The 20,251-nt window shown below is 49.8% G+C and carries 27 protein-coding genes; 18 read left to right on the forward strand and 9 right to left on the reverse strand.

The annotated features are described in order from the left end of the window. The first annotated feature begins 126 nt into the window (after positions 1–126). A complete protein-coding gene (rsmF, locus tag WH277_RS27160; RefSeq protein ID WP_339507399.1) occupies positions 127–1,563 on the forward strand; it encodes a 16S rRNA (cytosine(1407)-C(5))-methyltransferase RsmF in 1,437 nt (478 codons plus the stop codon). 284 nt (positions 1,564–1,847) lie between these two features. On the opposite strand, the gene WH277_RS27165 is transcribed toward rsmF, so the two are convergent. Continuing rightward, positions 1,848–2,141, reverse strand: coding sequence for a hypothetical protein (locus WH277_RS27165; protein ID WP_133841811.1), 294 nt, complete (start codon positions 2,139–2,141; stop codon positions 1,848–1,850). A gap of 302 nt (positions 2,142–2,443) precedes the next feature. On the opposite strand from WH277_RS27165, the gene WH277_RS27170 reads away from it, so the two are divergent. After that, a complete protein-coding gene (locus WH277_RS27170; protein WP_339507400.1) occupies positions 2,444–3,238 on the forward strand; it encodes a spermidine synthase in 795 nt (264 codons plus the stop codon). A gap of 126 nt (positions 3,239–3,364) precedes the next feature. Beyond that, the gene (locus WH277_RS27175) at positions 3,365–4,495 is read left to right on the forward strand and encodes an AI-2E family transporter (RefSeq protein WP_339507401.1); all 1,131 of its coding nucleotides are present in this window, start codon (positions 3,365–3,367) and stop codon (positions 4,493–4,495) included. Between the two features lie 153 nt (positions 4,496–4,648). On the opposite strand, the gene WH277_RS27180 is transcribed toward WH277_RS27175, so the two are convergent. The 4 genes from WH277_RS27180 to WH277_RS27195 form a co-directional block, all read right to left on the reverse strand. Then, positions 4,649–5,008 (reverse strand): bleomycin resistance protein, encoded by a 360-nt coding sequence (locus WH277_RS27180; RefSeq protein ID WP_339507402.1) that lies wholly within the window; start codon positions 5,006–5,008, stop codon positions 4,649–4,651. Positions 5,009–5,076: 68 nt separating this feature from the next. Further along, a complete protein-coding gene (locus WH277_RS27185) occupies positions 5,077–5,331 on the reverse strand; it encodes a hypothetical protein (RefSeq protein WP_227534610.1) in 255 nt (84 codons plus the stop codon). 283 nt (positions 5,332–5,614) lie between these two features. After that, positions 5,615–6,202, reverse strand: coding sequence for a hypothetical protein (locus WH277_RS27190; RefSeq protein ID WP_339507403.1), 588 nt, complete (start codon positions 6,200–6,202; stop codon positions 5,615–5,617). A 314-nt stretch (positions 6,203–6,516) separates the two neighbouring features. Continuing rightward, positions 6,517–7,359 carry a phage repressor protein CI gene (locus WH277_RS27195; protein WP_339507404.1) on the reverse strand — a complete coding sequence of 281 codons (843 nt, stop codon included), beginning with the start codon at positions 7,357–7,359 and terminating at the stop codon, positions 6,517–6,519. Between the two features lie 114 nt (positions 7,360–7,473). Between WH277_RS27195 and WH277_RS27200 the strand changes: the two genes are divergently transcribed. The 6 genes from WH277_RS27200 (at position 7,474) to WH277_RS27225 (ending at position 9,461) form a co-directional block, all read left to right on the forward strand. Then, positions 7,474–7,875, forward strand: a complete 402-nt coding sequence (locus tag WH277_RS27200) for a hypothetical protein (protein WP_159336715.1) — start codon at positions 7,474–7,476, stop codon at positions 7,873–7,875. Between the two features lie 31 nt (positions 7,876–7,906). Continuing rightward, the gene (locus WH277_RS27205; protein WP_187509068.1) at positions 7,907–8,416 is read left to right on the forward strand and encodes a phage regulatory CII family protein; all 510 of its coding nucleotides are present in this window, start codon (positions 7,907–7,909) and stop codon (positions 8,414–8,416) included. A 7-nt stretch (positions 8,417–8,423) separates the two neighbouring features. After that, the gene (locus tag WH277_RS27210; RefSeq protein ID WP_339507405.1) at positions 8,424–8,609 is read left to right on the forward strand and encodes a phage filamentation protein Fil family protein; all 186 of its coding nucleotides are present in this window, start codon (positions 8,424–8,426) and stop codon (positions 8,607–8,609) included. Then, positions 8,609–8,941 carry a hypothetical protein gene (locus WH277_RS27215; RefSeq protein WP_238337015.1) on the forward strand — a complete coding sequence of 111 codons (333 nt, stop codon included), beginning with the start codon at positions 8,609–8,611 and terminating at the stop codon, positions 8,939–8,941. Before WH277_RS27210 ends, WH277_RS27215 begins: the two co-directional genes overlap by 1 nt. 65 nt (positions 8,942–9,006) lie before the next feature. Next, positions 9,007–9,234: a DUF2732 family protein gene (locus tag WH277_RS27220; RefSeq protein ID WP_118664030.1), complete on the forward strand. Its 228-nt coding sequence runs from the start codon at positions 9,007–9,009 to the stop codon at positions 9,232–9,234. After that, positions 9,234–9,461: a TraR/DksA C4-type zinc finger protein gene (locus WH277_RS27225; protein ID WP_339507406.1), complete on the forward strand. Its 228-nt coding sequence runs from the start codon at positions 9,234–9,236 to the stop codon at positions 9,459–9,461. Before WH277_RS27220 ends, WH277_RS27225 begins: the two co-directional genes overlap by 1 nt. A gap of 16 nt (positions 9,462–9,477) precedes the next feature. On the opposite strand, the gene WH277_RS27230 is transcribed toward WH277_RS27225, so the two are convergent. Then, a complete protein-coding gene (locus WH277_RS27230; RefSeq protein WP_339507407.1) occupies positions 9,478–10,068 on the reverse strand; it encodes a hypothetical protein in 591 nt (196 codons plus the stop codon). A gap of 50 nt (positions 10,069–10,118) precedes the next feature. Between WH277_RS27230 and WH277_RS27235 the strand changes: the two genes are divergently transcribed. From WH277_RS27235 to WH277_RS27245, 3 genes are all read left to right on the forward strand, one after another. Continuing rightward, positions 10,119–12,416: a replication endonuclease gene (locus tag WH277_RS27235; protein ID WP_339507444.1), complete on the forward strand. Its 2,298-nt coding sequence runs from the start codon at positions 10,119–10,121 to the stop codon at positions 12,414–12,416. Positions 12,417–12,604: 188 nt separating this feature from the next. Continuing rightward, positions 12,605–12,790, forward strand: coding sequence for a hypothetical protein (locus tag WH277_RS27240; protein ID WP_339507408.1), 186 nt, complete (start codon positions 12,605–12,607; stop codon positions 12,788–12,790). An 18-nt stretch (positions 12,791–12,808) separates the two neighbouring features. Then, on the forward strand, positions 12,809–13,039 hold the full coding sequence (locus tag WH277_RS27245) for a DinI-like family protein (protein WP_339507409.1): 231 nt from the start codon (positions 12,809–12,811) through the stop codon (positions 13,037–13,039). Between the two features lie 29 nt (positions 13,040–13,068). Here the strand turns inward: WH277_RS27245 and WH277_RS27250 are convergent, their stop codons facing one another. Continuing rightward, complete coding sequence (locus tag WH277_RS27250; protein ID WP_339507410.1) at positions 13,069–13,263, reverse strand: hypothetical protein; 195 nt, start codon at positions 13,261–13,263, stop codon at positions 13,069–13,071. A 266-nt stretch (positions 13,264–13,529) separates the two neighbouring features. On the opposite strand from WH277_RS27250, the gene WH277_RS27255 reads away from it, so the two are divergent. From WH277_RS27255 to WH277_RS27265, 3 genes are read left to right on the forward strand one after another with little or no spacing between them, the layout of a single operon-like run. Next, complete coding sequence (locus WH277_RS27255) at positions 13,530–14,057, forward strand: DUF262 domain-containing protein (RefSeq protein ID WP_339507411.1); 528 nt, start codon at positions 13,530–13,532, stop codon at positions 14,055–14,057. Positions 14,058–14,084: 27 nt separating this feature from the next. Then, a complete protein-coding gene (locus tag WH277_RS27260; RefSeq protein WP_339507412.1) occupies positions 14,085–14,726 on the forward strand; it encodes a hypothetical protein in 642 nt (213 codons plus the stop codon). A 12-nt stretch (positions 14,727–14,738) separates the two neighbouring features. Further along, positions 14,739–15,284, forward strand: a complete 546-nt coding sequence (locus WH277_RS27265; RefSeq protein ID WP_339507413.1) for a HEPN domain-containing protein — start codon at positions 14,739–14,741, stop codon at positions 15,282–15,284. 34 nt (positions 15,285–15,318) lie between these two features. On the opposite strand, the gene WH277_RS27270 is transcribed toward WH277_RS27265, so the two are convergent. Together WH277_RS27270 and WH277_RS27275 are read right to left on the reverse strand one after the other, a co-directional pair. Then, a complete protein-coding gene (locus WH277_RS27270) occupies positions 15,319–16,347 on the reverse strand; it encodes a phage portal protein (RefSeq protein ID WP_339507414.1) in 1,029 nt (342 codons plus the stop codon). Further along, positions 16,347–18,110, reverse strand: a complete 1,764-nt coding sequence (locus tag WH277_RS27275) for a terminase ATPase subunit family protein (RefSeq protein WP_339507416.1) — start codon at positions 18,108–18,110, stop codon at positions 16,347–16,349. Before WH277_RS27275 ends, WH277_RS27270 begins: the two co-directional genes overlap by 1 nt. Between WH277_RS27275 and WH277_RS27280 the strand changes: the two genes are divergently transcribed. The 3 genes from WH277_RS27280 to WH277_RS27290 are packed head-to-tail and all read left to right on the forward strand — an operon-like array spanning position 18,098 to position 20,248. Beyond that, positions 18,098–18,229, forward strand: a complete 132-nt coding sequence (locus WH277_RS27280) for a hypothetical protein (RefSeq protein WP_339507417.1) — start codon at positions 18,098–18,100, stop codon at positions 18,227–18,229. The two genes, WH277_RS27275 and WH277_RS27280, sit on opposite strands and share 13 nt — an antisense overlap. Before the next feature lie 26 nt (positions 18,230–18,255). After that, a complete protein-coding gene (locus WH277_RS27285; protein WP_339507419.1) occupies positions 18,256–19,098 on the forward strand; it encodes a GPO family capsid scaffolding protein in 843 nt (280 codons plus the stop codon). A gap of 58 nt (positions 19,099–19,156) precedes the next feature. Further along, positions 19,157–20,248 (forward strand): phage major capsid protein, P2 family, encoded by a 1,092-nt coding sequence (locus WH277_RS27290; protein ID WP_339507420.1) that lies wholly within the window; start codon positions 19,157–19,159, stop codon positions 20,246–20,248. The last annotated feature ends 3 nt before the right edge of the window (positions 20,249–20,251 follow it).

A 20,251-nucleotide genomic window follows, 5' to 3' on the forward strand; every position in this document is an offset into this window, starting at 1 on the left:
ACATACGGCCCCGCTCTTTATCCGCGACATTTTATAGGAAAAAAACAGATTTTTTTGGCTTCTTATTTTTTACCACTGTCATGACCATGCTAAACTGCAAGCACTTATTTCCCCTGGATTCAGCCTGTGTCTCACTCTTCCCGCGTCTATTTTCCGCAAGCCTTTCTCGATCAAATGCAGCAGTTACTGCCAGATAACACCGAATACGAACGTTTTCTCGCCATCAGTGAGCAACCTCTTCGCCGCAGCCTTCGCGTCAATACGTTAAAAATCAGCGTGGCGGACTTTCTCGTACAGGTGGCGCCGTATCAGTGGGCATTAACGCCGATTCCCTGGTGTGCAGAAGGATTCTGGATCAGCCGTGACGATGCCGACACGCTGCCGCTGGGCAGCACCGCTGAACACCTCGCCGGGCTATTCTACATCCAGGAAGCCAGCTCGATGCTACCGGTCAGTGCACTGTTTTCCGGTGATACCTCTCCTGAGCGGATTATGGATATGGCGGCAGCGCCAGGTTCAAAAACCACGCAGATTGCTGCCAGGATGAAGAATCATGGCGCCATCCTTGCCAATGAATTCTCCGCCAGCCGCGTGAAAGTGCTGCACGCTAACCTTAGCCGCTGCGGCGTGAGCAATACCGCAATGACCCATTTCGATGGACGCGTCTTCGGCCCGGCGCTACCCGAGTGCTTTGACGCTATTCTGCTGGATGCCCCCTGCTCGGGTGAAGGTGTCATCCGCAAAGATGCGGACGCCCTGCGTAACTGGTCTGAAGCCAGCACCGCCGAGATTGCCGCCACGCAGCAAGATTTGATCAACAGTGCGTTTCATGCCCTGCGCCCGGGTGGCACGCTGGTTTACTCCACCTGCACCCTGAACCGCAGTGAAAATCAGCAGGTCATTACCTGGTTGCAGGAACAGTACCCGAATGCCGTAGAGATTGAACCCCTGAACTCGCTGTTCGAGGGAGCGGAAAAGGCGGCCACGCCGGAGGGTTTCCTCCATGTGTTCCCGCACATTTTCGACAGCGAAGGCTTCTTTGTTGCACGTCTGCGCAAAACGGCAAGCGTGCCTCCTCTGCCGGTGCCCGGCTATAAAGTGGGGAAACCGCCCTTCAGCCCGCTCAATCGTAAACAGCAGGAAGAGGTGATCGCCGCGGCGGCAAAATCGGGACTGCGCTGGGAAGATGACATGGCGCTGTGGCAGCGTGACAAAGAGCTGTGGCTGTTCCCGCGCGCGATAGAAGCATTGCTGGGCCGCGTACGTTTCTCTCGAATCGGCCTGAAGCTGGCAGAAACATTCCCGAAAGGTTACCGCTGGCAGCATGAAGCCGCTATCGCGTTGGCTGATCCGGCGGCACCTCATGCTGTTGAATTGTGCAGCAGTGAAGCGGAAGAGTGGTATCGTGGGCGGGATATCTATCCTGAGCGTGAACTGCCGGGTGATGAGCTGATCATTTGTTATCAGCAGCAGCCGATTGGTATAGCCAAAAAGGTCGGTAGCCGCATTAAAAATAGCTACCCCCGAGAACTGGTACGCGACGGCAAGCTGTTCAGCGTGTAACTCACTGGCGGTTTTTCGGAGCCGCCATTGACGTTATGGCACGGCCAATTGGCACGATATTGAGGCATGGTTTATCGCAATTGCTTTAAAATGATGTCTTTCTGACCTTCACGGATTTCACAGAGATGAGCAAACGCAGGCAGTTTTATCTGACGCTGGCCCTGATTACCACAGGCAGTTTATTAATTATTGAGGTGCTGGCGCGACTGGTACATTTGATTATCGTGGGATAGGCGAGATAAGCAGACAGGAATACAAGGGCCATCACAGCCCCGATAACAGAATTATTTCAGTGCGCGCGGATTTTTACGCAGTGAACCGCTCCAGCTAAAATCTTTCACTTCGCTCTCTTTTGCCGCAGACGGTTTACGTGGTTTCTTAGCCAGTACCACTTTGCTGCTTTCGCGCACAACGCGCTCTTTCATCACTAACCGCTTGGCCTCTTTGAGGATTTCTTTCTCTTCTTTCTTACTGGCGACGTGACTGAGTTTATCGGTCAACGTTTTAACCCGCTGCTCCACCAATACTTTTTCATCATCCGTAAACTGGTCGATGGAAATTTCTTTCTCGCTTTTCATGCAACAGGCTCCTGGCCAGTCATCAGTGTTACGGTTATCCGCAGCACCGGGCCACGTGACATCGTAGAGTGCCGGGCGATGATGCACAAGCCATGATGGCAGAAAGTGGGGTTGAATCGTCCTTATTTCATCATGAAACCCTCATGCTACGATATTTTGCGTGATTTCTTGCGGGTAAAAACCATCGGGGGCTGCCTTTATGCGAACAACACGCATTGCTCTGCCCTGCGGTTAAATGTAAACATAGTATAAAAATGATCATCAAGGACTCGGCTCCGGCTGAGCGCCACGGAATCACCATCATGTCTGACAACGATGTTTACACTTCTTCCATGCTGTTTCGCATTCGGGGCGACATTGTGGCCACCGCTGAGGATGCACACGGTGAGGTCACCGTGATCGATAACAAGGTCTACCGCCTTCTGAGCTTTGACCGGGTTTTCGAGCAAAGCAAAATGCAGAAAAGCAACCCGAAGATCCCCGTACATAAATACATTTGTGCCATGTTGATGGTTACGGCGCTGACTCCCGCGAACCGCATTCTGGTGCTGGGTCTGGGTGGCGGATGCCTGATACGACCGCTGTTTGCAGGTAACCCACAGATCGTCATTGATGCCGTGGAGCTGCGTCAGGTGGTGCTGGATGTTGCCCTGGCGCATTTTCACCTGCCGGTAACCCCAGATATTCACTATCGGGTGGAAGATGCCGCCGATTTCATGGCGCAGGCAGACCCTGCCCGCTACTCACTGATTTTTTCTGACCTGTATTCCGCCAGTGCCATTGTGCCCTTGCAGTCTTCACGTGAGTTTTTGCGTCAGTGCGCGCAAACGTTACAGCCCAACGGTTGGCTGGTACTGAACCATCCTCAGGCCCCGGATGAAGACTCCGCGTTTTCCGATGCACTCACAACCCTGTTTCGCACTGTGCTCTATTGCACCACGCCCAGTGGCAATGTGGTGATCTATGCCAGCGTCGGGCATTGCAGCACGCCGCTGACGCAACTGCGCGCCATGATGAAAGCCAGCGGCGAAGGGTATCAATCTGATTTCTCCCTGCTGGCGCATAAAATTTATCGCTGGCCTGGTCAACAGACCTGATACCGTTGCTTAGACTTCATTTCCTTTAAATTTTCCGGCGAACATTGCTGGTAACCGGAGCGTGGTCTATTTTTAGCGATCAAAGGGAATACGTTCATTACCGAGACCATAAACAGAGACAATAAAATGATCATTCAGGGCATTAGTAAGGGATTCTTTATCTTTATACTGGCGGCAACCACGCTGGCTTTTTTTCACATCCTGGGGCCTTATTTTTCGGCGATCCTCTGGGCCGCCATTCTGGCGATTATTTTACATCCACTTAAAACCAAAATCAGAAAACATCTTGGCGATAAAAACGGCCTGGCATCGCTGCTGACGTTGTTGGTGATCTGCCTGATTGTATTTATCCCACTGGCCGTGGTCGCCTCCTCACTGGCGGTAGAGTTCAACGCCCTCTACAACCGTTTGCAGGGTAACCAGACCGAGCTCACCACGGTGGCAGCAAGCGTTATCAATCATTTGCCCGACTGGTTGCGTCACTTCCTGCAAGAAAACAACATGAACGATGCCAGTGCCATTCAGGAAAAGCTGTCTGGTGTGGCGATGAAAGGCGGCCAGTTCTTTGCGGGTAGCCTGATGATGATTGGTAAAAGCACCTTCAGCTTTGCCATCGGCTTTGGTGTGATGCTGTATCTGCTGTTCTTCCTTCTGAAAGATGGAGCCTATCTTGTCGGCCTGGCGCTGGATGCCATTCCGCTGTCGCAGTTTGTTAAACAACATCTGTTTGTGAAGTTTGCGGCAGTATCACGCGCAACGGTTAAAGGCACCATCGTCGTAGCTGCAGTACAGGGTGCGCTGGGTGGCATTGCATTCTGGTTTGCGGATATTCAGGGCAGTATTTTATGGGGGTCGCTGATGGCCTTCCTGTCACTGATCCCGGCGGTTGGTTCAGCGATTATCTGGCTGCCTGTGGTGCTGTATTTCTTCTTCACCGGTGCGATGGTGAAAGGTCTGGCACTGACGTTCTTCTTTGTGGTGGTCATCGGTCTTATCGATAACATCCTGCGCCCACTGCTGGTGGGGAAAGACACCAAGATGCCGGACTACCTGATTCTCATTTCGACCCTAGGTGGTATGGAAATCTATGGTCTCAATGGCTTCGTGATTGGTCCCTTGATTGCCGCGCTGTTTATCTCCTGCTGGAACCTGTTGTCCGGTAAGGACCATAAAGGCAATACCGATGGGATTGATCCTGACTTTATCGAGGAAGGACAAACACATCAGGAAGGTCTGGAAAAAGAGAACGAATCATAATATTACGGGGCTGATACAGGCCCCGTTTTTTATAGAGAAAAGCCCCACTTTGACGTTAAATCAAAATGAGTCCGATCCTAATGCAAGACAAGATCTGGTTAGCCTCTTACCTGCCGGAAGGCAATAAGGAGACGGAACCAGCACCCTCCTGACTCAATTGCTAATCAGTCGGATCAACGTTCCATCATGGTCCACCAGCGCCCCCATTCTCAATCCCCAGGGCTGTTCGCGGGGCGGATGAATACGCGGGAAATCTTCGCACTTCTCCTCAATACCGGCGTCCTGCAACACCGCATAAAACCCATCGAGATCATCCAGCCGCAGACAGCAGCTAAACCAGCTACTGTAAGGATCAAGATCCCTGTGCGGGAAGAACTCCAGCGTCAGATCCCCACGCAACATAATCAACCAGTGCTCATCTTTATATTGCGTGGTAAAACCCATCTGACGATAAAAATGTTCTGTCTCAGTGAAATTCCGCGAGGGCAGATTAGGCGTGGCGCGATCGGTCATCCGGGGCTCCTTAAGAGGCAGTGAGCAGCATTCCGCTGCAACGTCATTGCAGGGGCCAAATGTTGGCTTTACTCTTCGTTGGCGGCATCTTCTTTATAGACACGATTTCCGTACCACACCACCGCAGCCCCAATCAGCATCGCAACGATGACGTAGGGGATCTTGTCCTCTTCCGTGCCCCCTATCCCGCCTGCCGAGAGAAAATACAGCCCGGCAATCAGCGCAAGGATCACCTTCTTCACATTGTTAATGGGTTTCATACAGATACTGCGTACCGCCCATGCACCCAACATCAATCCCAGCAGCCCCAACATGGTTCCCATTGCAATACCCTTTTGTACATGTGATTTATTGATATCGGGCATCGGAACCCGTGGCAGCGTAACGCCGCAGTGCAAGTTGCCCATGTAGGGGCAAGCCGTTGAAGATACTGCGTTATGTTAGGGGGAAAAGCAAACGGAGGTGGGGATGTTGGGATTGGGGGCACGGTTATAGCGTCGATACAAAATCGCTTCCAAAAAAAGACCAAATACTAATCAACCCCTTAATAATCAGAAGTTTACATGACACGATGGCGATGTAATGACTACATCACCACTGCTATCACTAAGAAATCTTATCAGGAAGGATTACAACAAAATCAGAATTATCGATATTTGCACGCCTGTATAATTTCTCGGGAGTGTTAAGATAAGCAATACCTCTCATGCAGCTGAGGTATCCTAAAAGCCCACTGATTGAGTTAAATAATTTTAACAATAACTCCTTATCATCCAAATCTAATATTTCATTGCAAGAACCACTAACAGAAGAAAATGACAAATCTCTAATTGAATTTAAGAAAACAATAATTTTTTTATTGGTTTCTGGATTATCTAAACTATGAGCCAATGTATTCCTAAGTTTGTTCAGATGCTCCAATGCCGACCAAAGCTTATTATTTGAAAGATCTACAGGAAGGTGAAAACTATACATAGCACTAGCAAGTTTCAACTTCTGACTAAAACTTAACTGAATGCGTTGCAAAGGCATAGTGTTTCTGCAATGCAAAGTTATTATTTCGAACAGCTGCTCCTCTGCAAATAAATGCCCTTTAAGCACTAATGAAGTAATATCCAACTTGGGGTCAAGATGCTTCCTGAATCGTTTAGCTTGACTTTCCAAGTAAAATGAAATGTCTTGTTGAGTATCCATAAAATCTCACCTGAAATTTTCTAAGAAAAAGTATCATTCTTTAAAAGTCACAAAGAAACATGGTGTTGAACTATTTTTCTATTAAGCCCTTCCAGTAGCTAGGCTCAACTACCTCACCTATATCTCGAATGGTAATGTCACCATTAATACAACCAGCCTGAACGTTTTAAATGCCTGTGACAAGTACCATAGGGAAAAAATTGACTTGCCGATTTTTTTACCACCGCTCTGTTTTTTAATACAAATGCTGCGAATAGCCCACGCTGAAAGTGTCAGTGACAGCAGTGAAAAAACAATACCCATTTGTTATTCCTTTAGAAATTAAAATCCATTGTCATCACTACTTTTCCAGCAGTGTTTACCTCACTTGCACCGCAGGTAAAGTTTGTCCCCTTCCCTGTCACGCTAATTTTCCTGCCTGGCAAAAGAGTAATATCATACACATCGAATTTTTCATCTATACCAAGTAACCATCGACCATTGCTAATTTCGACAACTGCCATATCTACGATCCACGCACCACTATTGCTGAACACGAATACTGGCTCAGTTATAGAGTGAGAGATAAAGGTTAAATCCACAGTCCATTGCCCTGCATCCTGCAATACACCGGCTGTCAGATTTTTACGTGGAATCGAAGAGCTACTAATGCTGACCAAACCTTCACTTCCCGGCATCCCTTTCCCGGTAGCCAACCATTGCAGCGACACTCCCGTATCAAGTGCACAAGCCACTACGACATCACCAGGGAAATAATCGCGGCGCACCCAAGTGCTTACCGTGCCAGACGATATTTGCAGAAGGTCGCAAAGCTGCTTTTGGAGAGTGAACCCATAGGCATCCATGATGCGGCGTAAGACAGGCTTACCTCCATTCGACATGATTTCATCATAGAGAGCTTTGCCGCTACCAAGAGACTGGGGAATATCAAAACTTGTTTTTGCGAGTTCACCAGTAACCAACCAGTTAACGTCAGTGCCGGTATCTAAAGCACACTGCACAATCACATTGCCTGGCACATGCCCGCGCTGCAACCAGCTTGCAACATTACTCTTCGCAATACCAAGCCTGTCGCTGAGGTCTTTTTGCATAGTGAAGCCATATGCAGAGAGGATTCTTTCAAGAACGTCAGTAGCTACGGCGTTTTCAAGACGCATAAATTTACCATGAATCGCAAAAATGCATTTACAGTTAAAATAAAGCGATCTAAAGTAGCTACACACCACATGCAATACGATAGAACACAATACACCGAATGGAGATACTGCTTTATGCATACTGAAAATGCAAACAGTCAGCACGCATTTGACTTAGTTAAGTCGCAAGATTTGATCGCGACAATTACTTCTTCACTGATGCCCGCCCTAAGCGAAGCCCTTAACAACGCTGTAAACCGTGCAATCAGCCTCAATAGCTCCCCGACAATGTCCAAGGATGATTTTGCTGCTGCCAACGGCATCAGTAAGTCAGTGCTGGAAAAATGGATCCGTGACGGCGTTGTTTTGCTTGCCCCTACCCCGACCACCACCGTAGTTCGTAACTCAACCTGTCGGAAGACAGGAAAAGCGCGTACTGACGTGATGGAAAAGCATGGTAATGCCCTGGTCAACGTAGCCGCATGGCGCGAAAAGAACCGTCAGCACGCCCTCAAATGTCGTTACATCAAGCCATAACTTGATTATGCAAGTTTCTCAGGAACGAGCCATGTTTGATTACCAGGTATCTAAACAGCAGCTTCTCGATTCGGCCTGTCGCCAGTTTGCTCAAAATCACAACCTGTCAGAGCTGGCTGAAAAGGTCGGTATGCGGTCACAGGTGCTTCGCAACAAATTAAATCCGGAACAGCCTCACCAGTTGACACTGGCTGATGTGCTGGCACTTACGGATCTCACAGAAGACGCTTCATTGGTTGATGGATTGCTGGCGCAATTGAACTGCCTGCCCTCTGTCCCGGTAAATGAACTGTCAGCAGATAATCTACCGAACTACGTTTTGCACGCCACGGCTGCTGTCGGGCAAATGGCCGCCGGCGCTGTGTCTGGTGAGCATATGACGCAATCACGCAAAAATGCTTTTGTGAATAGCGTCAATTCGGGTATTCGCTGCCTGACACTGGCGGCAATGGCTGTACATACACGCATTCACAGCAATCCTGCGATGGCTTCTACTGCTGATGTTATTGGTGGTATCAGCGCATCAATCGGCCTGAGCTGAGGTACTTATGCCTTTATCTATCGCGCCATTGCTAAAGCGACAGTCTCCTTCCCTTTCATTTGGCCACGGCTGGATTATGGGATGTGAAGGTAAGCGCTGGCATCCAAGCAACAATCAGAAAGTACTTTTGCGTGAGCTGTCATCTGTGAAGCCCAGTTTTATTCAACGTCTCTCAACATTATGGGGTAAGTAATGACTTTTAATGTTCACTCTCACCTTGAGGCGGTTAAAGAGCCGATGCCGTTTGAGCAGTTCCAGGCGCGTCGTCGTCAGCTTCGCCAGAAAAATGACAATCCAGCACTACGGTATTTTAATCGACTGGATCATGACTTTAAGTTTGTGGTTTTAACTCTGGCCAATCGTGATCACACAGCCGCATTCAAGGCTGATGAAGTCGGTAAGAATTTTGAAGAGTTTGACGAGGCTCGCCGCCTCTACATTATCGAGGCAATGAACAAGATTTCCCGCTGGGGAAAAATGCTACCGCGCTATCTGTCATTCGCTGACTGCGCACTTTCCGAATAACCCCAAAACTAAGTTAAAGGCGTAAACACGCCGGGCATTCTTTTGCCTGAATATGGAGATTAACTATGCAGAATATTGATAATAAAAAAATGGTTGCTGCAGCAGATGCCGTATTGGTACTGCTGAATAAAGCGCGCACTGAACAGAAGAAAGACCAGGCGCTGGCCGTTTCAATCCGTCTTGAAGCAATTGCTATCTATGCACAGCGCAGCGAATTGTCTGCCGTCGAGATAATCGAACTATTGCGACAGGAAGCTGGCCGCTTTGAGGCGTGCTCACAGGAGCTGCACTAATGGCCGACTCAATGGATCTGGTACAACAGCGCGTTGAGGAGAATCTCGCTCACGCTCTGGCTAATACCCTCAAACGTCCAGCAGCACCGAGCGCTTTCTTCTGTGAATGCTGTGAGTCACCTATCCCTGCAGAGCGCCGTAAAGCGCTGGATGGGGTAACCCTGTGTGTGAATTGCAAAGAGATAGAAGAGCACAAGAACTCTCACTACAAGAGGATGGCGGTTTAACGCCATATTCAGATGATTAAACTTCACGCTGGGTATATATCGGGTACTGACCATCACGGCACCCTGGAGTGTCTTTGCTATCAACCTGCGCAAGCCACAGCGGATATACATTGCCAGCGGCCAGCGAAGCAAGAAATTCACCAAAATGAGAGGGAACCAGAAAAAGTTCTGTCTGCGTTGGCACAAATCGTCGATCGCCAAGTGCAAAAAGCTCAACTGTTTGGCGAGTCGCATGAACAGAAATGTGAATATCTGACTCTAGAGATCCCTCATTCACCCACTCAGGAAATCCTTGTGTATGGGTGTGCGGGGTCGGTTGGAGCACGATATTCAATGCGCGCTGCACTGCTCCTGTCCATTCTTCGCGAGGTCTCCACTTTGCTTCAACGGCCCATTGGAGCCGACGAGCAATCTCATTTCGACAGGGTTTTGAGGGAAGCCAACGTTCTAATTCGTAATTTTTCGTCTGACTCAAAAACGCGTCACATGCAGCATACATTTCGCTCGATGATAAAATCCTTACAGCGCCTTGAGGTGCAGATGCGGCCGCATGCATATTCATCATCTCGTCATAATAAGGACGATTGAGCGGTGGATAAGACAACATCGGAGACTCCTTCCTTTGGAAATAGTGGCAACTGTAATGCTGTTACTGGAATTCAACAAGCCTATGCATACCCGTGGAACGCACCACGGGATGCAATAAGTAAGCCTTACCTCGCAACAACCAATATCCAACGCCGCGCACAGATGTTCGCGGCGCTTTTGCGTGCGCGTGACCTTCTCCAGGAACAACCGATCATTATTCAGATGGATGTTAAGCGCCGTTTGAATGATTTGGAAAAAACAGAAGGTTTAGCACGTGCCAATGCGTACTTAACGAAAACATTTGTCGAGCGCACATTGCCACGCGTTGAGCGCGTCAATGCCCAATACAAAACTGCTGATATGCACCCTGATATGTTTGCAATGCTTGCAGCTCACGCGCCCGCTGGTGATCGCGGCGTGTCTGCTGTTTCAACTCTGTGGGCGCTGAACGGTCGGTTTAACCGCCTGGCAGATATGTCCCGTGCCGACGTAGATATGCTGGCCGGTGATGTCGCAAGTTTCATCTCTGCTGAAATGGCTCAAGCGAGCACGGTAGTCAGCGATGCATCCGATTATAAATATGCGCACCTACTCTATACCGTTGCGGCCGCTATTACCCACCAGTTAAAGCAGGCGCCTCCACTGTGGGACAAGGTAACAACTAAACTCTTTGAGCCGGAAAAAGTTGCCTCCGCGATTTCTCGCATGAGCACTGAAAGATGGTGGAAAAACCGCCTACGCCGCGTTGCTGCTTCGTGGCGTGAACACCTGCAGATAGCTCTGGCAAACGTCAGCAAAAAACACACACCTTACGCCAGCACGATGAATGTGATTGAGTGGCGTGAGCAAAAGCGCCGCACTCGTGAATTCCTGAAAGGGATGGATCTGCAAGACGATGACGGGAATCGTATAAGCCTGATAGACAAATATGATGGCAGCGTGGCTAATCCTGCAATTCGTCGCTGTGAGCTGATGACCCGCATCCGTGGCTTTGAAGATATCTGTAATGAGATGGGATTTGTAGGTGAGTTCTACACCATCACTGCCCCGTCCCGCTATCACGCAACGATTAAGACCGGACATCGTAACCGCAAGTGGAACGGTGCCAATCCTTCTGAGACGCAGCGCTATATTTGCAGTGTATGGCAAAAGGTACGTGCAAAACTTCACCGTGAAGATATCCGCATTTTTGGTATCCGCGTTGCTGAACCGCACCACGACGCCACGCCTCACTGGCATATGCTCATGTTCATGCTGCCCGGCGATGTCGATCGAGTGCGTGAGATTCTGCGCGATTACGCATTTCAGGAAGACAGCAGCGAGCTGACAACAGATAAGGCCAGGAAAGCCCGCTTTCATGCCGAAGCGATCGACTCTGAAAAAGGTAGCGCCACCGGATACGTTGCGAAATACATCTCTAAAAATATCGATGGTTACGCTCTTGATGGTGAGCTGGACGACGAGAGCGGGAAAGAGCTTAAGGAAACAGCCCCGGCTGTATCTGCCTGGGCGGCGCGCTGGCACATCCGACAGTTTCAGTTTGTCGGTGGCGCACCTGTTACGGTTTATCGCGAGCTGCGCCGCATGGCCGACAGTGAGACAGCACACGGCCTGAGTATAGAGTTTGCTGCTGTTCACGATGCTGCCGATCAGGGTGAATGGGCAGAGTACGTTAACGCCCAGGGCGGGCCGTTTGTTCGGCGTGATGAATTAGCCGTGCGCACATGGTACCAATCAGGTGACGAGCTGAATGAGTACGGCGAAGAAACGGTACGCATCAAGGGGGTGTATTCCACCGCCGTTGGAGAAGATACACCTATCCTGACTCGCCTTGTGCAGTGGAAGATCGTGCCTAAAAAAGCCACTCAGCAGGCTGACGCATCAGATGCCCCGCTTTCGGTTTTGTCAGTTGAATCTGCCTTTGATTTTGTTTTTGACCTTGAGGGCGCGCCCGCGTCCTCTCGGAGTTCTGTCAATAACTGTACGGGGAAGCCGGGATCTGAGGATGCGTCGAACCCGGAAATAATGCCTGCTAAGGACTTTGAGAAGATGAACCGGACGGAGCGCCGGCGATTGTTGCAAAGGATACGGGCCGATCAGCCGAAAAAGGCAGCTAAAGAGTTCAGGCGCAGTGGGAAAGTTGAAGCGGCCTGTGCCCGGGCGATTGGCGAAATCAAGGATCTGACCGGAGAGACGATTAGCCGTGGCCTGGCTGTGCGCCTTATCCGTGGTTTTGATACCAAAATATTCGGTGAATGGTACAGAGGCGCGGGCAGTGGTGAGATTTTTAGAGGAAAAGAGCCGGTTAACACTGTGAAACTGTTAGCCCGGTTTAATCTTTTGCGTACAGCATCAAAAGGGGTTTAAGGCCCGGACTGCCCTGCCTTTGTAACCTATCGGGTGCCTAGCCATGCACAGATAAAGGAATACTGAAAATGGAATTTTACCTTTCTTATCATACTGATAAAACTTAAGTCTTATCTTAACAAAATGCTTTCAATCCACTTAAGCACCATGATACTGTATATATACACAGTACTTATACAGGGGGGAGTATGCAGATGGACGAACTAAACGCCATGCATAAAAAAATGGCGTGTGTACGGTTTATAGCTGAGGTGTCACTCATAGCTAACTGCAAACCAACTGATTTCGAACTGGCGCTGAGTATCATTGCTGACCTGGCGAATGCGCCGCCTCGCAATGAAATCAGCGACAGTCTTTTTTACGCTGTTGATTGAGCTGTCACTGAGGCCGCTATGCAAATTGATATCACTCTGGATCGTCAACAGAAAGTCAGCCCGGAAGCGCTGAATGCTTTTCATGCTGAACTGCACCGCCGTGTGTTAAGTGTTTTCCCGGCGACAAAAATCACCATACGCACAGGCATCACTGCTGGTATTGAGATAGCAGGGTTTACTCTGGAGTCTGACCGCGAAATCTTAAGCCAGTTGATACAGGAAGTATGGGAACAGGATGGGTGGGTTTAGACATGGCCAGAAAAGACGGTGCAATGTTTTCAGCTTACAGGGAAGCCATAAAGCATCAGGGTAATTTTCTCGAAATTTCCACGGCTGACTTTGTTCAACTGGTTATTGGTGCCGGCTATGCGATTACTGCTGCTGAGGCCAATATCTACATCAAGGCGCAACGCCAGAACGTTAAGATCGTTACTGAGGGTGTGCACGGTTTCCACCTCTTCCGCTTCACTCATTAACCCGCATTTAGGCCACCAAATCGGTGGCCTGTAGCCATGCATGCATAGAGTGCATGGATCCGCATGTAGGATCCCCTGCCCCACACTCCTCACCACACCAGTTGCGGCGCAGCTTCGTGAGGATCGTGCAGTTGCATGAAATGAGGTCACTAAAGCGGGCAGGCGTGGCGGGGATAGCATTGCGCGCGAATGTTCAGTTGTAGTAAAGTAAATTCTCGAATAATCTAATTCTAGATTTTCTACGTTATGAACAAGGAGATGTTATGTCTGAAGAAACTTTCGATGAAGTGCTGCCCTCAACGGAAAACAGTTGGTTTGAGGATTATGCTGATAACACTGACCCTTTTCAGATAGCCGAATATGACATCACGTCAACTCCCAATGATTTCAATGTGATGACTTTATTTAGTTTTATTGAATCTGGCGCTGTAAAAATACCTGGCTTTCAACGTAATTTTGTTTGGGATATTGCACGATCTTCAAAGCTGATCGAATCGTTAATATTAGGATTGCCCGTACCTCAAATTTTTCTTTATGAGCAAGGGAGGAATAACTTCCTTGTAATCGATGGGCAACAAAGGTTAATGTCTATTTATTACTTCGTGAAAAAAAGATTCCCACGAAAAGAAATGAGAGTGGAGCTTAGAGAGATTTTTGATAAGGCTGGCAGAATACCAGAGGAAGTTCTCCATGATGACACTTACTTTCAATCCTTTAACCTAAAACTCCCGGAGAAAATACCTGGAGTTAAAAGCATATTTAAAAACCTTAATTACTCCACGCTTGGCTAATATAAAACACAATTTGACTTGAGACCTTTGAGAAATATTATTGTAAAACAGAACACGCCAGATGGTGATGATTCTTCAATGTATGAGATATTTAATAGATTAAATACTGGTGGTATAAATCTTCGCCCACAAGAAATAAGAACCAGCATGTATCACTCTGCTTTTTACGAGATGTTATACCGATTGAATAGCTTCCCCGAAACAAGAACATTATTAGGTTCATCGCAACCTGATCTGCATGTAAAAGATATTGAAATTATTTTACGCGGATTTGCTATGCTGATGGATATTGAGAATTACGTACCATCTATGGTCAAATTCTTAAACCAATTTTCCAAAAAATGTAAAAACAACACCATAGAGCAAAACACTTACCTCCAAAATTTATATGTTAGTTTCTTAGATTCTTGTAGTGAGCTTCCTGAAGATGCATTCACTAACAAAAGCAATAATCGTTTCAATATTGCAGTCTATGAAGCAGTCTTCCGAGCAGCATGCTTCGATGCATTTAATGAAGAAAGATTAGTTACTGGAAAAATTTCTTTAGAAAGCTTGAACGACATAAAAATGAATACTACCTTCACTCAGGCTGCTAGTGAAGGAACAACTAAAGTTTCCAATGTCTCTGCGAGATTGGATATTGCTAAAGATACGTTGATACTAGTCTAGCGGGGGGTGACCATGGCAGGTACAATCGTAGATAGGCTTCATGTTGAATTTTATGAGTTGATTGCCTTACTGCAAAAAACACAAGAAATCTCATTAATTAGTTCAGCAGAAGAAAATTTTAAAAAATCACTACTTCTGGCTGCTGCAAGTTTTTTCGAAAAAAACATGTCTGACTGTGTAATGGACTTTGTATGTGAATCTGCCGGTGGAGGGCATATTATAGCTTCGTTAGTTCAGAACAAAGCTATTAAACGGCAGTATCATACATGGTTTAGTTGGGATGAGAAAAATGCCAATGCTTTTTTCTCACTGTTCGGTCAGGATTTCTTACAAGTTGCCAAAATAGCCGTAAGAGAAAATCCTGCACTTGACTCATCTATAAAAGCATTTTTGGAAGTGGGCAGAGAAAGAAACCGCCTAGTGCATCAGGATTTTGGGAATTTCACTTTAGAAAAAACTACGCGCGAAATTTATGATCTTTATCAAGAAGCAACATATTTTGTAGAGTGGGTCCCTGGTTACTTAAGGGAGCATAGTAATTCTACCACAGCAGCATAACTGAATTGGGTAACCTAGTTACCCAATTTGAAAACTAAAGCGAGTAATCTTTAAATCCAATAATTTCAGCGCCAACCCATTGATTAATTTCTTTCATCCGCTCCTGAAGCGGAGTCAGCTCATTCCTTACAAAGACCTGTGCCGCTTTCACCACATCACCAAAACCGCCCGCATTGTCCGGGATGATACCCATCATCTGAGGCGGTACCCGGTGCGCGGCCAGCAGGTCGTCACGGCTGGCCTTTTTGATATTGAAAAAATCATCTTTGGTGGCGACCTCACTCAGCGGCAGGATCTTAATCCCGTCCGGCTTTCCGTTGGGCGCATACATAAACAGGTTGCGAAAGTTGCCGACGCCTTTTGTGTCGCGCATTGCCTTTCGCATTTGCTCAATGTCGCTGCTGCTCTGCGCTGCGTCCGTCATATACAGGATATAACCCGCGTGCGCGCCGTTCTGGTAATACTTGCGGCGGTAGAGGGTGGCCGCTTCATTCAGCCAGGCCGAGTTAAGCGCGCTCAGGTATTCCGGCAGGCCGTAAATTTCCTGATTTACATCCGGTTCCAGTAGCTGGAACACGCTGCCCGTTTCGAAACGATGCGCATCTTTCCAGTCATTGATAAACCAGAACGTGTCATCCTCAACGCCGCGCCGGGTATATTTCGCCGGTGAACACTCCACGCGGAACCCCTTCCCTAATGCATTTTTGCGCAGTTCTGCAAAACCGTTACCGAAGGTCAGATAGTCCAGCACGATGCGGCTGAAATCCTGCTGACTGAGCATCGGGTGCGGGATGTAAGTAGACAGCAAAATATTGCGCTTAACGTAAATCGGTGAGCTGTGGTGTACGGCAGCGCGCAGGCTTTTAGCCAGACCGTGGAAGCTCACCGGCGGTTCGAACCAGCGTCCGTTGCTGATGCACTCGGCATAATCCAGAATATCCCGCTTATCAAGTACCGGGATCGGCTCACCGAAGCTGAACGCCTCGGCCTGCTGGTTGGATGTAGCCGTCATTGCTGGCGTGGATTTTTGCTGAAAAGACTTGCGGCCTTTACGCTTGCTCATTAATAAAACTCCACAAAGTTTTGACTCTGACCACCGGCGGCGGCGGTAAGCGGTTCGTTTAAAAGTGCGTGCATGATTGCCCAAGCGACATCGGCGTGGCTGGCCTCTTCGCTGCGGCTGGCTTCATAGGTTGATCGGTTCCCGCTGGCGGTCATCGTTTTGCGGATAGCCATAAAGGACTGCGTGATATCCGTATGCCCTGCGTCGTACTCAAGGCGCCCGCTGGTGATCGTGTCCTTCGCTTTCAGGACCATCGCGGTTTTCACCTCTGGCGTGTAACGGATTTCACGGGCTGCGGGGAAGAACTGGCGCACAAGCTGGAAAACACCCTGGCCGATACCGGTGGCATCAATCCCGATGTACTCGACGTTATATTTCTCCGTCAGCTCCTTGATGGATGCGGCCTGCGCGGCAAAATCCATGCCGCGCCACTGATGGCGCTCCAGCACGCGGAACTTACCACCGGGAACCAGAGGCGGCGCGATGACGGCACAGCCTGCGCTGTCGCCCGTGTGTGACGGGTCGTAACCAATCCAAACGGGGCGATAGTCGAAGGGACGCAGCAGGAACACGTTAAAGTCATTCCACTCTTCCATGCTGTCGATCATGCAGGTCTGCAGCTCGGCAAACGGGAATACGCTTGCCTCGTCGTCGACAAACTCGCACATCAGCAGGTTCTGATATTCAGACGGGCTGTATTCGAGCGACAGCTGCTCCAGGTCGAACAGGTTGCAGCCCCCGGTCAGCGCATCCTCAACGGTGACAATCTGCCGCCACTGGCCGTCATCGCATAACGCGCCGTTGGCCAGGTGAGAATGACTGAGATCCAGCTCGATGCGGTCGGCGCGGTTACGTCGGCCCTTGTTGAACAACTCGCCAGACCAGAATGGATAGGCGCTGTGCGACAGGCTCGACGGCGTGGAAAAATAGGTGGTACGCCATTTTTTATGCAGCGACATGCCGCTGGCGACTTTGCGCAGCTCCTGGAATTTTGGTATCCAGAAATATTCATCGAGATAGAGATTGCCCGTGTAACTCTGCGCGGTCCTGACGTTGGTCCCCAGGAAAATCAGGCGTGCGCCGTTTGGCAGCACAATGGGATCGCCCTTGAGGTCCACATCAACCTCGCGGGCAAAGTCGATGATGTAGTTTTTAAAAACGTGGGCCTGCGCCTTGCTGGCCGACAGGAAAATCTGATTGCGCCCGGTCACGAGGGCATCGATCAGGGCTTCGCGGGCAAAATAGAACGTCGCGCCGATCTGGCGTGATTTAAGGATGTTGCGGATTCGGTGTGTCAGCCCGGCTTTGTGCCAGCCTAGCTGATACTCAAAGCAGCCATCAGTAAACAGCGACGTCAGTTTCTCCGTGGCCTCTTCGCTGAATACGTTCTTTGATGCTGGCTGGCGTTCGCCTCTGTTGCGGTTGCGCACGTTAGGATTGAGATCGGCCTCGTTACCCGTGCTGCGGTAGCGTTCGACGCGTGCCAGGCGTTCAATCTGACGTCCTAACGCCTCTATCTCCTTGTAATCAGCATTCCCCTTTACCTCCTTCATGATGATCTGAATTAACCGCGCTTCCATGCTGGCCTCAACGCGGCTGATGGGCGCAATGCTTTCCCATTCGTCGCGGAGTTTCCAGCTCTGCACGGTCGGCGTTTTAATGCTGAGCGTCTCCGCAATCTGGCGTACGGAGAAGCCCTGCCAGTAAAGCAGAGCGGCCTGACGGCGGGGATCGCTGATGATGGTGCCGGGTGTCATATTCATGGCAACAAGGCTACCGGGGCAGCAGCGATGCGCGCCCGTTGTCCCTGCTTGCTCATAAGCCAGCAAGCCGGGTTTCGTTGAGCGGGGTGGTGATCGTGGTGAAACTGGCCGTGACCTGAACCAACCACTGACCGGAGCCTGATTAATGGCAACTAAAGCAAAGCGTTTTCGTATCGCAGTTGAGGGCGCTACCACAGACGGCCGCGTGATTTCCCGCGACTGGATTTCGCAGATGGCGAAAAACTATGACCCGACCGTGTTCGGTGCGCGCATCAACATGGAACACATCAAGGGTTATGCCGCTGACAGTACGTTCCGTCGCTTTGGGGACGTAACGAAGGCTGAGGCCGAGGAAATCACTGACGGCAAGCTTAAAGGCAAGCTCGCCCTGTTTGGCTACATCGATCCCACCCCTGAGCTGGTCGAGCTGACCAAGGCGCGCCAGAAAATTTACACATCTGTTGAAGTGAACCCGAAATTTGCTGACACCGGCGAGGCGTATCTCATTGGTCTGGCTGTTACCGATGACCCGGCCAGCCTCGGCACGGAATACCTGAGCTTTAGCGCCACTGCAAAAGCGAATCCGCTGGCGTCCCGCAAGCTGGACAAAGACAACCTGTTTACCGCTGCAGAAGAAACCCTGATCGAATTTTATGAAGAAGCCGTCCCCGGACCGTCATTACGTGACCGTATCGCTGCGCTGTTCTCCGCGAAAAAGAAAGCGGATGACGTGCAGAGCGCTGACGTGCACGCCGCCGTAACCCTGGTTGCCGAGCAACTGACTGCCACTGGTCAGGAAGCCGCAGACGCATTGTCCGCGCTGGATAGAAAATTCTCTGAGCGCATTGATGCACTGCAGTTGGAAACCACCACAGGGCGCAGTGAGCTGGAAAGCCTTACCAGCAAGCTGGAAAAAACTGACGGCAATTTCAACCAGCGTCCACGTGCAAACGGCGGCGATAAAACCTCCGTGCAAACCGACTGTTAAAGACAGTCCTGAACGGCACAGCGCCACTGAAAACCAAACACTGATTACAGGAAGACTAATGCGCCAGACTACCCGCTTTAAATTTAACGCCTACCTCACCCGCCTGGCTGAGCTTAACGGCGTAGAAACCGGTGATATGGATAAGAAATTCTCCGTAGAGCCATCGGTCAGCCAGAGCCTGATGACCCGCGTACAGGAGTCGTCCGACTTTCTGACCCGCATCAATATCACCCCTGTCGTGGATATGAAGGGCGAGAAAATAGGGATCGGCGTGACTGGTTCGATTGCCAGCACCACCGATACCGCTGGCGGTGACGAGCGCGAAACCGCTGATTTTTCTGACCTGAGCGCTGACGGCTATGAGTGCGCTCAGACCAACTACGATTTCCATATCCGCTATAACCAGCTTGACCTGTGGGCGCGTTATGAAGATTTCCAGACCCGCCTGCGCGACGCGATTATTAAGCGCCAGGGGTTGGATCGCATTATGGCTGGTTTCAACGGTATCGCCCGTGCGAAAACCTCAAACCGCCAGAACAACCCGCTGCTGCAGGATGTTGCCGTGGGCTGGCTGCAGAAGTACCGCAACCATGCGCCGAAGCGCGTCATGAGCAAAATCATCGGTGAAGATGGTGCGGTTATTTCAGCAAAAATCCGCGTCGGTAAAGACGGCGATTATGCCAACCTGGACGCCGTGGTGATGGATGCCACCAACACCATGATCGAGCCGTGGTATCAGGAAGACCCGGAGCTGGTTGTTATCTGCGGTCGCCAACTTCTGGCAGACAAATATTTCCCGCTGGTCAATCAGTCGCAGTCTGCCACCGATCAGCTTGCCGCTGACGTCATCGTTAGCCAGAAGCGCATCGGTAACCTGCCGGCGATCCGCGTGCCTTACTTCCCGGCCAACGCCCTGTTTATCACCCGCCTCGATAACCTGTCGATTTACTGGCAGGAAGGCACTCACCGCCGTCTAATTGTGGAAGTAGCGAAGCGTGACCGCATCGAGAACTACGAATCTATCAATGAAGATTTCGTGATCGAAGATTACGCGGCCGGTTGCCTGGTGGAGAACATCGAGCTGGGTGATTTCACCGTTAATGCCTCTGCTGCCGCTGTATCAGAGCCTGCGCCCGAAGCGGGAGAATAACGG

This window comes from Erwinia sp. MYb416 (genome assembly GCF_037479575.1).
In the GTDB taxonomy this organism is placed as follows: domain Bacteria; phylum Pseudomonadota; class Gammaproteobacteria; order Enterobacterales; family Enterobacteriaceae; genus Erwinia; species Erwinia rhapontici.

Excerpts from the sequence above, each read along its gene's own strand:
- WH277_RS27210 (WP_339507405.1), top strand. The coding sequence starts at position 8,424 with ATGCCTTTATCTATCGCGCCATTGCTAAAGCGACAGTCTCCTTCCCTT.
- WH277_RS27275 (WP_339507416.1), bottom strand. The coding sequence starts at position 18,110 with ATGAATATGACACCCGGCACCATCATCAGCGATCCCCGCCGTCAGGCC.
- WH277_RS27240 (WP_339507408.1), top strand. The coding sequence starts at position 12,605 with ATGCAGATGGACGAACTAAACGCCATGCATAAAAAAATGGCGTGTGTA.
- WH277_RS27265 (WP_339507413.1), top strand. The coding sequence starts at position 14,739 with ATGGCAGGTACAATCGTAGATAGGCTTCATGTTGAATTTTATGAGTTG.
- WH277_RS27200 (WP_159336715.1), top strand. The coding sequence starts at position 7,474 with ATGCATACTGAAAATGCAAACAGTCAGCACGCATTTGACTTAGTTAAG.
- WH277_RS27250 (WP_339507410.1), bottom strand. The coding sequence starts at position 13,263 with ATGAGTGAAGCGGAAGAGGTGGAAACCGTGCACACCCTCAGTAACGAT.
- WH277_RS27195 (WP_339507404.1), bottom strand. The coding sequence starts at position 7,359 with ATGCGTCTTGAAAACGCCGTAGCTACTGACGTTCTTGAAAGAATCCTC.
- WH277_RS27270 (WP_339507414.1), bottom strand. The coding sequence starts at position 16,347 with ATGAGCAAGCGTAAAGGCCGCAAGTCTTTTCAGCAAAAATCCACGCCA.
- WH277_RS27290 (WP_339507420.1), top strand. The coding sequence starts at position 19,157 with ATGCGCCAGACTACCCGCTTTAAATTTAACGCCTACCTCACCCGCCTG.
- WH277_RS27170 (WP_339507400.1), top strand. The coding sequence starts at position 2,444 with ATGTCTGACAACGATGTTTACACTTCTTCCATGCTGTTTCGCATTCGG.
- WH277_RS27215 (WP_238337015.1), top strand. The coding sequence starts at position 8,609 with ATGACTTTTAATGTTCACTCTCACCTTGAGGCGGTTAAAGAGCCGATG.
- WH277_RS27230 (WP_339507407.1), bottom strand. The coding sequence starts at position 10,068 with ATGTTGTCTTATCCACCGCTCAATCGTCCTTATTATGACGAGATGATG.
- WH277_RS27255 (WP_339507411.1), top strand. The coding sequence starts at position 13,530 with ATGTCTGAAGAAACTTTCGATGAAGTGCTGCCCTCAACGGAAAACAGT.
- WH277_RS27225 (WP_339507406.1), top strand. The coding sequence starts at position 9,234 with ATGGCCGACTCAATGGATCTGGTACAACAGCGCGTTGAGGAGAATCTC.
- WH277_RS27175 (WP_339507401.1), top strand. The coding sequence starts at position 3,365 with ATGATCATTCAGGGCATTAGTAAGGGATTCTTTATCTTTATACTGGCG.
- WH277_RS27180 (WP_339507402.1), bottom strand. The coding sequence starts at position 5,008 with ATGACCGATCGCGCCACGCCTAATCTGCCCTCGCGGAATTTCACTGAG.
- WH277_RS27190 (WP_339507403.1), bottom strand. The coding sequence starts at position 6,202 with ATGGATACTCAACAAGACATTTCATTTTACTTGGAAAGTCAAGCTAAA.
- WH277_RS27245 (WP_339507409.1), top strand. The coding sequence starts at position 12,809 with ATGCAAATTGATATCACTCTGGATCGTCAACAGAAAGTCAGCCCGGAA.
- WH277_RS27220 (WP_118664030.1), top strand. The coding sequence starts at position 9,007 with ATGCAGAATATTGATAATAAAAAAATGGTTGCTGCAGCAGATGCCGTA.
- WH277_RS27285 (WP_339507419.1), top strand. The coding sequence starts at position 18,256 with ATGGCAACTAAAGCAAAGCGTTTTCGTATCGCAGTTGAGGGCGCTACC.
- WH277_RS27205 (WP_187509068.1), top strand. The coding sequence starts at position 7,907 with ATGTTTGATTACCAGGTATCTAAACAGCAGCTTCTCGATTCGGCCTGT.
- WH277_RS27165 (WP_133841811.1), bottom strand. The coding sequence starts at position 2,141 with ATGAAAAGCGAGAAAGAAATTTCCATCGACCAGTTTACGGATGATGAA.
- WH277_RS27185 (WP_227534610.1), bottom strand. The coding sequence starts at position 5,331 with ATGGGAACCATGTTGGGGCTGCTGGGATTGATGTTGGGTGCATGGGCG.